Source organism: Streptomyces olivochromogenes (genome assembly GCF_001514115.1).
Classification (GTDB): Bacteria; Actinomycetota; Actinomycetes; order Streptomycetales; family Streptomycetaceae; genus Streptomyces; species Streptomyces olivochromogenes.
Genome location: NZ_KQ948479.1, coordinates 1 through 13,259, shown reverse-complemented (window position 1 = coordinate 13,259; position 13,259 = coordinate 1). Strand labels below are relative to the sequence as shown.

Genomic DNA, 13,259 nt, shown 5'->3' with positions numbered 1-13,259 from the left:
AGGCCAGGTTGCTCTCGTCCGCGGCGCCGCCCAAGAGGTGGCGTGCACTGCCTCGCGCCGGAGCGGCCCGCGTCGGTGGCTTCGCGCAGTCGCGTGGCTGATCGCAGCCGGCCTGCACGGCCGCGCGAACGCCACCACGCTGCGCGTCGCCGAAGACCTCGCAGCACGCATGGACTACGACACCGGGCACGCCCGCTACTGCATGCTCGAGACCGCGCACCGGCTCGGCGTCGACAAGGCCACCGTGAAGCGGCACGTGTCATATCTGCGGGAGCTGGGCGCCCTCGCCTGGGTCCAGCACGGCACCCGCACCAACGTGCGCCCCATGCTCGGCCTCGGCGGATACGCGGCCACCGCCACCGTGTACGCCGCGGTCATCCCCCCGGTCTACGACCACGCCATGAGCCACCGCATCGTCGGCTCCGGGTACACCGCTCGGATCATCGTGGACCTTCGGGGCCAGGAGAAGCCTGTGGATAACCCGCCTGTGGACAACTCCGATTCGGAGAGCCTTGCGCCCCCTTCCCTAACGGTGGTTAAAGAAGAGAGTCAGGTTGATCTAGTAGGTGGTTTTAACTACACCTCGCAGGCTCGGCCGCCGAAGACCCCGATCCCGCACCAGAGCAGCCAGATCGACGGCCGCCGCCGTACCGCGGTCGACGTCCAGAAAGCCAGCCAGACCATCCGGCTGGTGCGAGCCCTCGTCAACTGGACGCAGAAGGTGCCGCTGCGCCGTCTCGAGTACGTCCTGCGGCCCTGGACCGACCGCGGCTGGGACGGTCTACGCATCGCCGACGAACTCAACGGCATGTGCTCCGGCATGCGCTGGAAGCCCAAGAACCCCGTCGCGTTCATCCGCGCCCGGATCGCCATGGACACCCAGCACCAGCAGGAGCTGGCGCAGGCCGTCGCCTGGGAGGACAGCACCGCGGGCCGCGAGCAGGCCGCCGCACGCGCTGCCCTGGAAGCGCTGTTCGGCGCCCCCGAGACGGAGCCGAAGCGCGCGTATACCGCCGAGGAACGGGCCCGAGCGCAGATGGACTGGGACATCTGGCCCGAGGTCATTGCCCATTACGACGAGGACAAGGACGACGCCCTCGATCTGTACGGCGAGCCCCTGTGTAAGTACGCCATCGGCAAGCAGGCCCTTCTCGAGCGTCAGGGAGCATGGGCATGACCGAGTCAGCTATCAGTGCTGAACTAGTGGCCGCATGGGCATCCGTGCTCCGGCAGCCGCACGGGTCGTACGGGTGGACGCCGTCTGGGTTCGACGCACCGCGCGGCATCCTGATCGTTGAGTGCATCAACCAGGCCTGGCTGACCCAGCTGCGCCTTGTCGCTTTGAAGATGGCGGAGAAGCTGAACGCCGCCCTTCCCGAGCCGATCATCAAGAAGGTCATCGGCTGCATTCAGGAAGTCCACGTCCTGGTCACCGGATCGCGCACCTGGGCCGACCAACAAGCTGTCGCTGACGCGCTCCTGGACGCCTGGCACGATGCCGTCCAGACCGTCTCACCCGAAGTCCACTTCACCGTCGTCCATGGCGACTGCCCCACCGGCGCTGACGCCATCGCCAAGCAGTGGGCCATTGACAACGGCGTGTTCCACCACGGCTTCCCTGCCAACTGGTCAGGCCCCTGCACTCCGGCCTGCCCGTCCACGCCACATCGCAAGATGTCCAGGCACGGCGAGTACTGCCCGTTGGCCGGTCACTACCGCAACCAGCTGATGGTCGACATGGGCGTCGATCTCGTCCTGGCCTTCTCCCGGAACAACTCCCGCGGCACCGCTGACTGCATCAGCCGCGCCAAGACCGCAGGTATCCCCGTCCGCGTTTACCGCATGGAGGACCACCGTGGCTGAGCCCACCGCATCTGGCGCGGACCTCGCCCGCCAGGCCCTCGCCGCCGCCCGCGCGGCCGCCAAGACCCGGCCGGCCGAACCCGCCCGCAAGACCCGCCGCACCGTCCGCGAGAGCCGCACCGGCGGCCGCGACCCCATCGGCCTCGGCGGCATCCTCGAACGCCTCACCGCCGAACAAGGCTGGAAGGAAAGCATCGGCGGCGGCGAACTCATCGACCAGTGGACGCAGATCTGCCCCACCGAACTCGCCACCACCGTGCAGCCCGTCGGCTACGACGCCGAACACGGCCTGCTCACCCTCCGGCCCTCGAGCGCCGCGTACGCCACGCAGATCCGGCTCTTCGAGCGGCAACTGGCCAAGCACCTCAACGACCGCCTCGGCCGGCCCGCGGTCCGCAAGATCCGCGTGCTGGCCGCCGGAGCCACCGCCGCACCGTCCCCCGCCGTCGAGGAGCCCGCCGTGCCGCCTGCACCCGTGCGCACGCGAGAGACCGCTTCCCCCGGCTACCGCCGCACCTTCGAAGCCCACCAGGCCGCCAAAGCCAGCAGCACGCCCACCGACCCCCGCGTCGCCGACGCCATCGAGCGGCAGAACCAGGTCCTGACCCACCCCGCGAACCGGGAGCCGGAGACCGCGTTCACCGATGCCGTCGCCGAGCTCGAGCGGCTCACCGCCCCGACCCTGGACCGCGCCGAACAGATCCGCCGGGCCGCGATCGCCCGCAAGCGCGGCGGCGACGCGGCACCGGTGCGCCGCGCGTTCGACGTCGCCTGAGCGGAGGGAACACTGCGCAAGATCTGCGGGAGCCTGTTCGCGATCACCCCGCACGAACGGAGCCGCCCATGCTGGAGACCCTGCCGCACCCTGCGCTCGAGGACACCGACGCGCCCGCCGAGTTCACCCCCGAGTGGCACCGGCAGCAGGACCGCGAGGAACGGGCCTGGCTGGACGACTACGCCCGCCTCCGCCGCCTGCTTCCCCACGCCGCCTGAGGAGCCCCCGATGCCGCAGACCGCCACCCCTGCCCAAGTTCCTGCCGCGCCCCGGCAGGCCGGGCCGGCGCCCGCGTGGGAGCGTCACCGGCTGTTCCAGGAGCCCGTGTACCCCGAAGGTCTTGCCCTGCTCGACGAGGACGACGTGGACGAAGACGACATCTGACCGACCGCGTTGACCACTCCCGCGTATACCGCGGTATACGCCGAGCCCGGGGTGGACTGTGCGAGGGAGGCGCGCGGGCGAGGGCGATGGACGTATACCGCGGTATACGCCGCCAGGCGCAAACCCTGCCCAATCCCCGACCCCACAGCACCGATCTGAGAAGCTATGGCCGTCCGAGTACCGAGCACCGCTCGGGAAGCACACGGAAACGGAGCACCATGCCTTCCTCAGTCCTCGTTGTCTCCACCGACCCACAGGGATCAACGATCTGGTGGGCAGACCGCGTTGGCGACAACCTGCCCTTTGACTTCGCGGCCGCGCACGAAGACTCCGACAGCCTCGCCGACCTGAAGAACCTCGGCGCGCAGATCCACGTCATCGCGAACCAGAAGGGCGGCGTCGGGAAGACCACCACCGCCGTCAACCTCGCCGCCGTCACCCACGACGTCCTCGGCGACAACGAACAGCGGCAGCACATCTTCATCGACACCCCCGGCAGCCTCGAGAACGAGCACATCCTCGCCGCGGCCCTCGACATCGCCGACGACGTCCTGGTCCCCATGCCGCCCGAGCCCCTCGCCTTCGACCCCACCGCCCGCACCATCGAACGCGTCATCGTGCCCCGCGGCCTCCCCTACACCGTCGTCATCAACGCCTGGGACCCCCGCGACGGCCGCGCCGACCTCGACGACACCATCGAGTACATCGACGCCATGGGCTGGCCCCGCGCGAAGACCGTCATCCGCCGCTACAAAATCCACACCAGGGCCGCCTCCGAAGGCAAGGTCGTCACGCAGTACGCGGACAACGGCACCACGCTGCGCGCCCGCGAGGACTACTTCCGCCTGGCCCTGGAGCGTGGTTACGGAGGACGCCGCTGATGTCGGGCAAGCGCGTCTCTCTCGCCTCCCTGGCCGGCGCCAAGGTTGAGGCAGTCCCCGGGGCCGGCCGACCCGATCTCGTCCACGTCCACCCGGACACCGTCGCTCCCACACCGCTCAACCCGCGGCGGAACTTCGACGAGACCGAACTCGCCGAGCTCGGCGAGGGCATGCGTGCCGGACAGCTGCAGCCCTGCGTGGCCGTCTCCAAGGCCGCCTACCTGAAGCTGTACCCCGAACACGCCGGGCATCTGCCCGACGGCTGCCGCTACGTCATGGCGGCCGGTGAGCGCCGCTGGCGTGCCGCCCTCAAGGTGGGCCTGGACAGTCTCGACGTGCTGCTGCGGCACGACCTGACCGAGTCCAGGATCCGGTTCTTCTCCGCCGTGCTGGCGGAGAACGTGCAGCGCGCCAACTTCAACCCCATCGAAGAGGCCAACGGCCTGCACGCGATGCTGGCTCTCCACGACGGCAACCAGTCCGCCGCGGCGAAGGCCATGGGCAAGTCGAAGCAATGGTTCAACCAGCGGATCGGCCTGCTGCGCCTCACCGACGAGATGGTGCAGCTCGTCTTCGACGGAAAGCTGACGGCGTTCCGGGACATGCGCCGGTACGCGGCAATGCCATCCGACGAGCAGTATCCGGCGTGGAAGACGGACCAGGAGCAGCCGCCCCTGGCACCCTCCGCACCGAAACCCGCCCCCGTCCCTGCTTTTGCCCCCGTCCTTGCTCCCGCCGCCGCGCCGGCTTCGGCTCCCGCGACGGCTGTAGAGGCGGCCCCGGCCCCGGAGACGTATACCGCGGTATACGCGCCACCACAGCCGCCGCCCACATCCGGCAAGGCGGTCCTCGAGTCGGTGACCACCGCGCAGACCTTTAGCGCGGTAAAGCCGAACCCGGCCACGTTGGAACCGGATGCCGTGCAGGCGCAGCCGGATCCGATCCAGCCGGTCCTCCCCGAGCCGCGCCACACCGAGCGGGGCCTCGAAGCGCCGTTGCCCAGCGGAAGTACCTTGCCGTACGACGACGGCCCCATTCTGGGGCAGCACCTGGCGCTGAAGATGGTCGACGAGCCGTACTTCCTGATGCTGCACGTCCTCTTGGAGAAAGGCCGGGAGAAGAACCCTGAAGCCCTGGCCAGGGTGCTGGCGCGGGTGACCGCGAGCGCCATCTGAACCATCTGCGCGACTGGCCCCGCTCTCCTTGCCCGCGAGGTAGAGGGCGGGGCCTCGTCATGCGCCGACCAGATTCGGTCGAATACGTGCCGGATGACGGGGTTTATCTGTCACCCACCTGAGTGATCCCTGTGCAAGTCCCTTCCCGGAGTGCATATATGCGCCTTGGGTGGGGGGTGCTGCCGGTTCCCATGGCCGACGGCTGCACGGCCGGGGACAGCCCCCGCGTGGATCGCAGCCCTCCGGGGGCGGCCCGGCCGCGCGTCCGCCATCCCCCACACTCCCCGGCCGAAAAAACTGGGCAAGCCTCTGTACTGCATGGGGACTTCCCGGATTAGACTGCCGTCAACGAACGGGCATGCCCGGGAGGACCGTTCAGCCCCTCGAATCGCCTGAACCTTCTGGCACTCGCAGGGGCTGTTTCCGTATCCGGATGTAGCCTCTCCGTCACCCTCTGGCCAAAACCGTATCGAATACATGTCAGCAGGCGGTTAATACCCCGCAGTCACTTACCGACCGCCTGGAATCGATGCCACAGTGGCAAGTCCAAGTGTCTGGACTGGCAGCCGGACGCGCGGGGGGCCCGGGTGGACCGCCGACACCGACCGGGCGTACGAGGACCTTCCCACTTCTGCCAGGGATCGGGGACACCCCATGTCCGCAGCAGAGCCCCTTGACCCCGGGCCAGACGGTGGCCCTGGCACCGTCATCCTGTTCCGCAAGGGCCCTTCCTCACGCCGTAAGCAGCGTAGGGAGGACACCGTGCCGGACCCCAGGGAATCCAGCGAACCATCAGCGTCCCCGCAGCAGCGTCTCACCGACAGCGTCGAGGCGCGCTTCCTGAAGTGCGAGCGGACTCTCACCGACCCGGACACCGCAGAGGCCTATCAGATCACTCTGGACCTGGTGAGCACCATGCTTGCGGGAGCCCACGTGCACGGGATCGTGGACGATGAGCAACGCCGGGAACTTCACGCCATGATCGACGGGATGAAGGCGGCGCCCGGCCTCCTCTGAACTTGTCCGCATATGCCGGGGGTTGTTTCATCTTCACAAGGTCACCGCTCAGTAACTCTCATGCCAGGGGCATTGATCCTTTCTTACGGAACGTTCACGTCCCCTCACTCGCGTGCCATAGTGGGGCGTCCGGAAACAGCCCGGAATCACGCTTTCCGGCCACCGGCGCGCGCCCCGACATACGTACGGACGATCCGCGCCCCGGGGGCCGCCCGAGGGGACGGGGACACCATGGGCCGCGACACAGAAGACGCCGCATTTCGGCTCCACCTGCTGGCCACCCACTACCGCGAACACCCCCAGACCGGCCCCTCCGAACGCCGCTCCCCCAGCGTCACCCCCGGTGCCCCGCTCAACCTCGGCATCGTCGACTACATGTCCCGCTGCGTCGACGAAGTCGTCCAGCATGCCCGTGACGAGGCCGCCGGCGACATCGGACCGGTCCCGGCCCGCGTCCGCGACGTCTACGCCTGGTGGGAGGAACAGACCGAGGACGCCCCGGCCGAAGTCCGCCAGCGCCGCGACATCGTGATCTACCGTCAGAGCCTCGAGCACGCCATCGCGCTCGGCGACCACGATGTCGTCTGCGCGCACCCCTGCCCCCGCTGCACGACGTGGGGCCTGCAGTGGCAGCCCTACACGCGGCGGGCCATGTGCCTGAACGTGGAGTGCCGTGGACGCGACGGAATGTCGTCGGCATGGACCCTGGCCCGCCTGGCTACTCAGTACGTGACGCAGAAAGAAATCTTGAAAATCCGCGCAACCTGACTGCCGGTTCGCCTGTCTACAGAAGAACAACCGCACACAAAGCACACGAACGGATTCCTCGAATCCGCCCGTCATCGGCCGCCGGAGCTGCGAACTGTGGCCGTCGATCATGGGAGGCCGCATGGCCATCACGTCCGCCATACCGACCATCGCCGGCATCCCCGATCCGGTAACTCTCGATGAGGCTGTCGCGCTGTTCCAGCGAACCGGCCATCCGGCCCCGAAGAGCACCCTGGAGAACTGGATCCGCCAGGAGGGCATCAAGAAGGTCCGCCGCGGCAAGACCAACTACTTCTCGTACACGGCCCTGTTGAAGGTCCACGCGGTGAAGATCAGAGCCCGCGACGCCTGAACGCCCCACCCTGCCAGTGAAGCCCTTGCCCCCAGACCCGCGGGGCAGGGGCTTTTCTCATCCCCCGCGCTCTTGTATTGCGTACGTAATAGAAGATGGGTTACGGTGGTCCCACAGCCCAGGAACCGCCCCAACAGGCAGTCCTCGCACCCTTCCTGACCACCCGGAGCCCGCCCCGATCGTCCTGGACGACTTCCTCATGGCCGTTATGCGCGGCGAAGTCGCCTGACACCCAACAGCTCCCCGGCCGCGCACGACACGCTCTGCGCGCGCCGGGTGAACAACCACACGCACCACCAGCAGGGGAGACCCGCATGCCGATCAGCATCCGCCGCACCGACCCGGCCATCGACGCCCAGGTCACCGCCGACCTCCACGGCCTCCCCACAGGACGTATCACCGCACGCGACACCGCGGCCCACATCTTCACCGCCGACATCCACGAACTCCGCGCCTGGATCAACGCCCTGGGCGGCTACGTCACCCGGCAGCGCGCAGGCGGCGCCGTAACCCTCTGGACGCTCCACACCCACACCGAGCTCCGCTCCGACGGCTCGAGCACCCCGGTCCTGGTCCACGCCCTCTCCCTCGCCGGCGAGGACATCCACCCGGACATCACCGAAGCCGTCGCATAACCCCCACCCCCCAGCCAAGAACGAACCCGACGCCATGACGACCATGACCTTCGCCCAGACCGCCGGCAACTTTTCCGCCGCGGAACTCGACCGGTTCGCCGGACGCGCCGACGCCTACGACGACCACGCCACCCTGACCATCCACCAGCTCAGCGTCCGTGCCGCATACATCGCCGACCTGCACCCCAACCTCGCGTACGCCCAGGGCTACAGCGCCTACGTGAAGGGCGCCGAGCTGGAGGAGCGCCGCATCTCCGGCCGTGCAGAGCAGGAGCCGTCCTGATGGAACAGAACCTGGCCGATCGCTCCACCGAGCTGAACGCCCGCATCGAGCAGGTCAAGTCCGAACTGGACGAGGCCAAGCGGCAGCTGACTGCCATCGAGGCGCTGCTGTGCCACTGCCAGCCGGAGCGGGAGCACGACGACAACAGTCCGGCCCGCTACATGCACGCGGCCGACTGCATCGTCACCGCATCACAGCAGGCGGCGAACTCCCAATGAGCTGGCCGGACGGCATCGCCGCCGCCGTCCTCACCGCGATCGCACTCCTCATCACCCTCCACCAGCACAAGCACCGGAGCAGCACAGCCCCACCCAAGAACCCGCAGGACGGAGAACAGCAATGACCACCAGAACACGCGCTGCGCAGGCCACCACCACCGCACCGGCCCCGAAGCCCGCCGCCAAGAAGGCGGCCGCGAAGCGCACCAGCACCCGGCCGGCCCGCAAGGCCATCCCGAAGCCCGCCAACCCGCCTGTGTCCCTGGCCAAGCGCCCGCGTGTCTCCCTGGTCAAGCCGCCCGCCCCGCTCCCCACCCGGCCCGTCGAGTTCATCACCGAGAAGCAGATCGCCGCCTACTACGCCGCCCGCACCCACAACCTGCCCGCCGGCCTCATACGCGACTGGCAGGAACGCCCCGACGGCACCGTCACCCGCTCCTTCCCCTCCGGAGCCCTCCTCGCCTACACCCCCGACGACAACTCCGCCGCCCCCTTCCACACCTTCACCCCCTGCGCCCAAGGCGCCCACCACTGCGAACCCATCCACACCCCCAACGACCTCCGCTCCGCCGTCGCCCACGCCGTCCACTGCCACACCCGCCACTACACGCCCAAAGCGCTCGCGCTCATCGACGGCATCCAGGCCGCGAAGAAGACCACCGCGGACACCGAGCCGCTCTCCGTCACCACCATCGCCGCCGGTCTCGCCGCCCGCACGGCCGCCGACACCGAGACCCCGAAGGAGCACCCCGAGCCGTGACCGACACCGCCCAGCTCACTGACATTGCCGCGGGAGCCCTCAACCAGCTCTGCCCGGCCGCCGCCATGGCGATCGTCCTCCAGGGCGACCCGAAGGAAATCCTCCAGCACGTCATCGAAGCCGTCCTCGCAGGAGCAGCCGTACAGCAACAGGCCCAGCAGGAAGCCGAAGAGACCAGTCAGCAGGCCACCATCCTTCCCATCCGCTACGTCGTCAGCAGCCTTCCCGAAGGCCACGAAGACCGATACACGTTCACGATCAACGTCCACTACCGCGGCAACGGCCAGTACTCCATCACACAGCGCCTCCGCTGCTACGGCACCGATGGCACCTGGTCCTACGAGCCCGACTTCGGGGAGGACGACCAGGCTGAAGCCGCATGGCTGGCCACGCACCAGTTTGACCACGACGCAGCCCTGAAGCTCGCCCGGGAACTGGCGCCGACGCTCACCTACCGGGGTCGCACCGTCGCTGACGCCCTCAAGGAGTCCGCGGATGCCTGAACCGACACCCGGCTACATTGCCGCCCTCGCAGCCGCCCTCCACCAGGCCAACGTGGACGCCCTCATCGCCGCCGAGAACGGTGACAACCAGCTCGGCGCCGCGGTCAAGGCCCACCCCGGCCTCCGCGTCTGGAACGGCGACCTCCTCCGCCTTGGGCACCTCCCCAAGACCCCGTTCGCCGTCGAATGCAACGTACTCCTGCCCGACGGCAAGTACGTCGAGATGGCCCACCACGAACACGCCCACATCGACCCGGACATCAACCAGTGGGTGTTCTGCGCATCCGACGCCGACGGATCCGTCCCCCTCACCATCGCCGTCACCCAGACCCGCATCGACGACGAAGAGGAAGAGGCATGACGCCCGACAGTGTGGACGCCCTGTACGACGAAGCCCGCCACGAGACACCGTTCTCCAACGGGACTGAGGCCGACGGCTGGTTCTACGCGAACTGCGAGACCTGCTGGCACGACCGCGAGCAGCGCTCCGAAGAGACCGCCGGCCCCGGATGCCCGCTCATCATGGTCGCCTACCTGGGCCGCACCCCCATCCAGTGGATGGAAGGACCGCGCTCGGTGGAGGGATACATCTCCATCCCGAACCAGTACCGGTGCATCGAGTACCGGCACGAGGACGACGGCCCCGCCGACCCGCAGCCCATCCCGGACCCGCCCGGCCAGCTCACCCTCGTACCGCGCGAGGACTACCAGGGCCACCGCATGCTCACCACCGCCCCGCAGGAAACGGCGGTGACGAAGTGACCATGACCGCCCCTGAGACCGCCGAGTACCCGGCCGGCATCCGCGCAGCCGCGACCCGTCTCGGACTCACACCGGCCGCATACATGACCAAGAAGGACGCCGGACTGAAGTGGTGCCGCGCCTGCAAGGAATGGCGCCCCCTCGCCGAATACAAGCCCAGCACCAGCACCGACGACGGGGTTCGCCCCCTCTGCACTCGCCACTACAAGCCGCGACAAGCCACGCCCATCACACACGGCCTCAACGGCTACCAGCGCGGCTGCCGCTGCTCCGAATGCCGTGCAGCCCACGCCCGTGAACAAGTCCGCATTCGTGCCGAACGCCGAGCAGACCCTGCCAGGGCCGACCGAGCAGGCCACGGCAAGCGAGCCACCTACAACAACTACGGCTGCCGCTGCCCGGAATGCAAAGCAGTCCATTCACAGCACATGCGGGCCTACCGACTCCGTAACCAGAGGGGACTTGCCACGTGACCATGACCGCCCCCGAGGCCGAGCACGGCGGCATCATCCGCCCCCAGTCCTGGCGCCTCGAACTCCCCGCCAAAACCAAGCTCATCAACGCCAACCAGAACCTGCACTTCAGGCGCAAAGCCGAGATGGTGAAGGTCATCCGCAACGCCGCATGGACCATGGCCCGCCACAGCGACATCCCGGCCCTCCAGCGCGCCCACGTCTACTTCGTCATCCACCCGGACACCAGCATCAAACGCCGCGACCCCGGCAACTGGGCGCCCTCCGCCAAAGCTGCTGTCGATGGCCTCGTGGACGCCGGGATCCTCCCCGACGACAACAAGGACCACCTCCTCGGCCCCGACCCCCGCATCGGCACCCCGGTCAAGGGATCCCAGCTCGTCCTGTGGATCACCGACCTCGACCAGATGCACGCCGACCACATCGCCCTCCTCAACCCGCCCGGAGTCCTCGCATGACCGCCACTGCGACCGCGACGCGCCGCGTTACGACACTGGCAGCGCTCCCCACCACGGACTGGAGGCGTCGCCCCACATCCTTCACGAACAGTTGGGAGCATCGATCCTCCTGCTACAACCGCCCCGCGTCCTGGTGGGACGGAGACGACGCTGTACAGGCCGTACGGGCCCGCCAGGCGTGCCTGTCCTGCCCGGTGCTCCAGGAATGCCTAGCAGCGCAGATAGATGCCGACGAGTCCGTGCTGGTCTCACAACCCATGATCCGCGGCGGGCTGACCGGTTCGGAGCGTGCCCAGCTGCTGCTGGACGAGCGGATCGACGGCGCGTATGACGCGGAGGAGGCTCGACTGCTGGCGCTGGAGGCCGGCGCGTACGGGAAGCCTGTCGCGGAGGTCGCGGAGCCTGGGGTGTCGATGGTGACGCTCAGGCTGGCGGGCCGGCTTGCGGGCGAGATCGTGCCGGACGCGGAGCCCGGCCGGGATGCTCTGGGACCGTCCTCGGCGGACGACGCGGGTGAGATCAACGACTATCTGGCTGGTGGTCTGGTGCGTCTGACGCATGAGCAGCAGCTCGCGGCGATCGCTGAGGGCCTGCGTCGGAAGATGACGTATTTGGACATCGACCGGGTGCGGGGGCAGTCCCCGAATACGACGGCCCAGTTCGTGTCGCGGATGCGGAAGAAGTACGTGAGGCAGGGGCTGGTGTTCCCGGTTGTGCCGCCGTCGCAGGGCTTGCTGACGGATGCGCAGGTGTTGCAGATCCGCCAGCGGTACGCGAGGGGCGGGGTGACGCATGAGGAGCTGGGGCTGCGTTACGGGGTGACCCGGAAGGTTATCGGCAGCGTGATCACTGGTTTGACCTACAAGCATGTGGGCGGCCCGCTGGGTAAGGGGCGCGGCAAGTCGTCCGAGAAGGCTTCGCGAGAGATGAATCGGTCCTTGAACGTTCTGGCGTTGAGGTCCTCCAACAAGAAGGCAGGAGCAGCAGCATGAGCACCACGATGACCTTGACCGGCCGGTTGACCGCGTCGCCTGAGCTTCGGTTCAGTCCTTCGGGTGTCGCGGTAGCGGCGTTCACCATCGTCACGTTGCGGCGGGTGAAGGATTCTGCCTCCGGCGAGTGGTCCGACGCGGACACGACGTACTGGGACTGCAAGGCCTTCAAGCAGCTCGCCGAGAACATCTGTGACTCCTTGGACAAGGGAATGGAGGTGGTCGCGGTGGGCCGGGCCGTGCAGGAGTCGTGGGAGGACAAGCAGACTGGTGGGAAGCGGTCGAAGATCTCGGTCCGTATCGACTCCATCGGCCCGTCCCTCCGTTCGGCGACGGCGAAGGTGACGAAGGCTTCGGGGAACTCGGGGCAGGGCCAGGGCCGGCAGGAGTACGGGCAGGCGCGTCAGCAGCAGTCGGCTGGGTCGGGTGATCCGTGGGGTGCTGCGGCGCAGTCGGCGGGTCAGGCTGCGGGGTCGTGGGGAGGGGACGAACCTCCGTTTTGATCTTGTGTGTTCGGCGCAAAGGGGTCTGGCCTGACGGCTAGGCCCCTTTGTCGTGTGATCCTCCCGCATCTTGTATTGCGTACGTAATAGAAGATGGGCTAGTGTGGACACACCGCACCAACCACCACCCACAGGGGGATCCATGCCTGCCAAGCGCTTCAGTCGCGGAGCCTTCGTCAAGTACGAGGGCAGCATCCAGCGCTTCCGCGGCACCTGGTGGACCGTCGTAGACTCCTCCACCTCCACGGGCCAGCTGACCTACACGCTGCACACCCCCGGGATCGGAAAGCTGCGCTACGTCAGGGCCGCGCACGTCAACCAGACCCGCGCGGAGTCGTGACGTGCACTGCGATTGCGGTGCCAGGCCGGACGAACTCCACGATCCGGCCTGCATGACCCGGCAGGGCGAGCCCGACGAACCGTCCGACCACTACGACCAGTAGAGCCACAGCGGCCT

Annotated in this window: 22 protein-coding genes; all 22 read left to right on the top strand. The window is 68.2% G+C overall.

The features are described 5' to 3' along the window. Positions 1-169 precede the first annotated feature (169 nt). The 22 genes from AQJ27_RS44690 (at position 170) to AQJ27_RS44600 (ending at position 13,142) form a co-directional block, all read left to right on the top strand. A complete protein-coding gene (locus AQJ27_RS44690; RefSeq protein ID WP_159064572.1) occupies positions 170-1,177 on the top strand; it encodes a hypothetical protein in 1,008 nt (335 codons plus the stop codon). Then, positions 1,168-1,863: a DciA family protein gene (locus AQJ27_RS44685; protein ID WP_235614104.1), complete on the top strand. Its 696-nt coding sequence runs from the start codon at positions 1,168-1,170 to the stop codon at positions 1,861-1,863. The genes AQJ27_RS44690 and AQJ27_RS44685 overlap by 10 nt, the downstream gene beginning before the upstream one ends. Beyond that, positions 1,856-2,638, top strand: coding sequence for a DciA family protein (locus tag AQJ27_RS44680; protein WP_067382792.1), 783 nt, complete (start codon positions 1,856-1,858; stop codon positions 2,636-2,638). The genes AQJ27_RS44685 and AQJ27_RS44680 overlap by 8 nt, the downstream gene beginning before the upstream one ends. A 68-nt stretch (positions 2,639-2,706) precedes the next feature. Further along, positions 2,707-2,856: a hypothetical protein gene (locus tag AQJ27_RS56905; protein WP_159064571.1), complete on the top strand. Its 150-nt coding sequence runs from the start codon at positions 2,707-2,709 to the stop codon at positions 2,854-2,856. 10 nt (positions 2,857-2,866) lie between these two features. Then, a complete protein-coding gene (locus tag AQJ27_RS56900) occupies positions 2,867-3,022 on the top strand; it encodes a hypothetical protein (protein ID WP_159064570.1) in 156 nt (51 codons plus the stop codon). 218 nt (positions 3,023-3,240) lie between these two features. Next, the gene (locus tag AQJ27_RS58130; RefSeq protein ID WP_201264550.1) at positions 3,241-3,903 is read left to right on the top strand and encodes a ParA family protein; all 663 of its coding nucleotides are present in this window, start codon (positions 3,241-3,243) and stop codon (positions 3,901-3,903) included. Then, positions 3,903-5,078 carry a ParB/RepB/Spo0J family partition protein gene (locus AQJ27_RS44670; protein WP_067382789.1) on the top strand — a complete coding sequence of 392 codons (1,176 nt, stop codon included), beginning with the start codon at positions 3,903-3,905 and terminating at the stop codon, positions 5,076-5,078. The genes AQJ27_RS58130 and AQJ27_RS44670 overlap by 1 nt, the downstream gene beginning before the upstream one ends. Before the next feature lie 762 nt (positions 5,079-5,840). Further along, the gene (locus tag AQJ27_RS44665; RefSeq protein ID WP_067382786.1) at positions 5,841-6,095 is read left to right on the top strand and encodes a hypothetical protein; all 255 of its coding nucleotides are present in this window, start codon (positions 5,841-5,843) and stop codon (positions 6,093-6,095) included. A 231-nt stretch (positions 6,096-6,326) separates the two neighbouring features. Then, entirely contained in the window at positions 6,327-6,863 is a 537-nt protein-coding gene (locus AQJ27_RS44660) for a hypothetical protein (RefSeq protein ID WP_067382783.1), read from the top strand. Between the two features lie 121 nt (positions 6,864-6,984). After that, complete coding sequence (locus tag AQJ27_RS44655; RefSeq protein WP_067382780.1) at positions 6,985-7,215, top strand: hypothetical protein; 231 nt, start codon at positions 6,985-6,987, stop codon at positions 7,213-7,215. Positions 7,216-7,529: 314 nt separating this feature from the next. Next, a complete protein-coding gene (locus tag AQJ27_RS44650) occupies positions 7,530-7,850 on the top strand; it encodes a hypothetical protein (RefSeq protein WP_067382777.1) in 321 nt (106 codons plus the stop codon). 34 nt (positions 7,851-7,884) lie between these two features. Beyond that, positions 7,885-8,133, top strand: a complete 249-nt coding sequence (locus AQJ27_RS44645) for a hypothetical protein (protein ID WP_067382774.1) — start codon at positions 7,885-7,887, stop codon at positions 8,131-8,133. Beyond that, positions 8,133-8,351: a hypothetical protein gene (locus AQJ27_RS44640; RefSeq protein WP_067382771.1), complete on the top strand. Its 219-nt coding sequence runs from the start codon at positions 8,133-8,135 to the stop codon at positions 8,349-8,351. Before AQJ27_RS44645 ends, AQJ27_RS44640 begins: the two co-directional genes overlap by 1 nt. Then, positions 8,348-8,476: a hypothetical protein gene (locus tag AQJ27_RS60330; protein ID WP_268814633.1), complete on the top strand. Its 129-nt coding sequence runs from the start codon at positions 8,348-8,350 to the stop codon at positions 8,474-8,476. Before AQJ27_RS44640 ends, AQJ27_RS60330 begins: the two co-directional genes overlap by 4 nt. Next, positions 8,473-9,111 carry a hypothetical protein gene (locus AQJ27_RS44635; protein WP_067382768.1) on the top strand — a complete coding sequence of 213 codons (639 nt, stop codon included), beginning with the start codon at positions 8,473-8,475 and terminating at the stop codon, positions 9,109-9,111. Before AQJ27_RS60330 ends, AQJ27_RS44635 begins: the two co-directional genes overlap by 4 nt. Next, the gene (locus tag AQJ27_RS44630) at positions 9,108-9,614 is read left to right on the top strand and encodes a hypothetical protein (RefSeq protein ID WP_067382765.1); all 507 of its coding nucleotides are present in this window, start codon (positions 9,108-9,110) and stop codon (positions 9,612-9,614) included. The genes AQJ27_RS44635 and AQJ27_RS44630 overlap by 4 nt, the downstream gene beginning before the upstream one ends. Next, entirely contained in the window at positions 9,607-9,975 is a 369-nt protein-coding gene (locus AQJ27_RS44625; protein ID WP_067382762.1) for a hypothetical protein, read from the top strand. Before AQJ27_RS44630 ends, AQJ27_RS44625 begins: the two co-directional genes overlap by 8 nt. After that, a complete protein-coding gene (locus AQJ27_RS44620; protein ID WP_067382759.1) occupies positions 9,972-10,376 on the top strand; it encodes a hypothetical protein in 405 nt (134 codons plus the stop codon). The genes AQJ27_RS44625 and AQJ27_RS44620 overlap by 4 nt, the downstream gene beginning before the upstream one ends. A 469-nt stretch (positions 10,377-10,845) precedes the next feature. Continuing rightward, positions 10,846-11,307 (top strand): hypothetical protein, encoded by a 462-nt coding sequence (locus AQJ27_RS56895; RefSeq protein WP_067382756.1) that lies wholly within the window; start codon positions 10,846-10,848, stop codon positions 11,305-11,307. Continuing rightward, complete coding sequence (locus AQJ27_RS53630) at positions 11,304-12,299, top strand: WhiB family transcriptional regulator (RefSeq protein WP_159064569.1); 996 nt, start codon at positions 11,304-11,306, stop codon at positions 12,297-12,299. Before AQJ27_RS56895 ends, AQJ27_RS53630 begins: the two co-directional genes overlap by 4 nt. Then, positions 12,296-12,802, top strand: coding sequence for a single-stranded DNA-binding protein (gene ssb / locus AQJ27_RS44605; RefSeq protein ID WP_067382750.1), 507 nt, complete (start codon positions 12,296-12,298; stop codon positions 12,800-12,802). Before AQJ27_RS53630 ends, ssb begins: the two co-directional genes overlap by 4 nt. A 142-nt stretch (positions 12,803-12,944) precedes the next feature. Further along, positions 12,945-13,142: a hypothetical protein gene (locus AQJ27_RS44600; RefSeq protein WP_067382747.1), complete on the top strand. Its 198-nt coding sequence runs from the start codon at positions 12,945-12,947 to the stop codon at positions 13,140-13,142. Positions 13,143-13,259 lie beyond the last annotated feature (117 nt).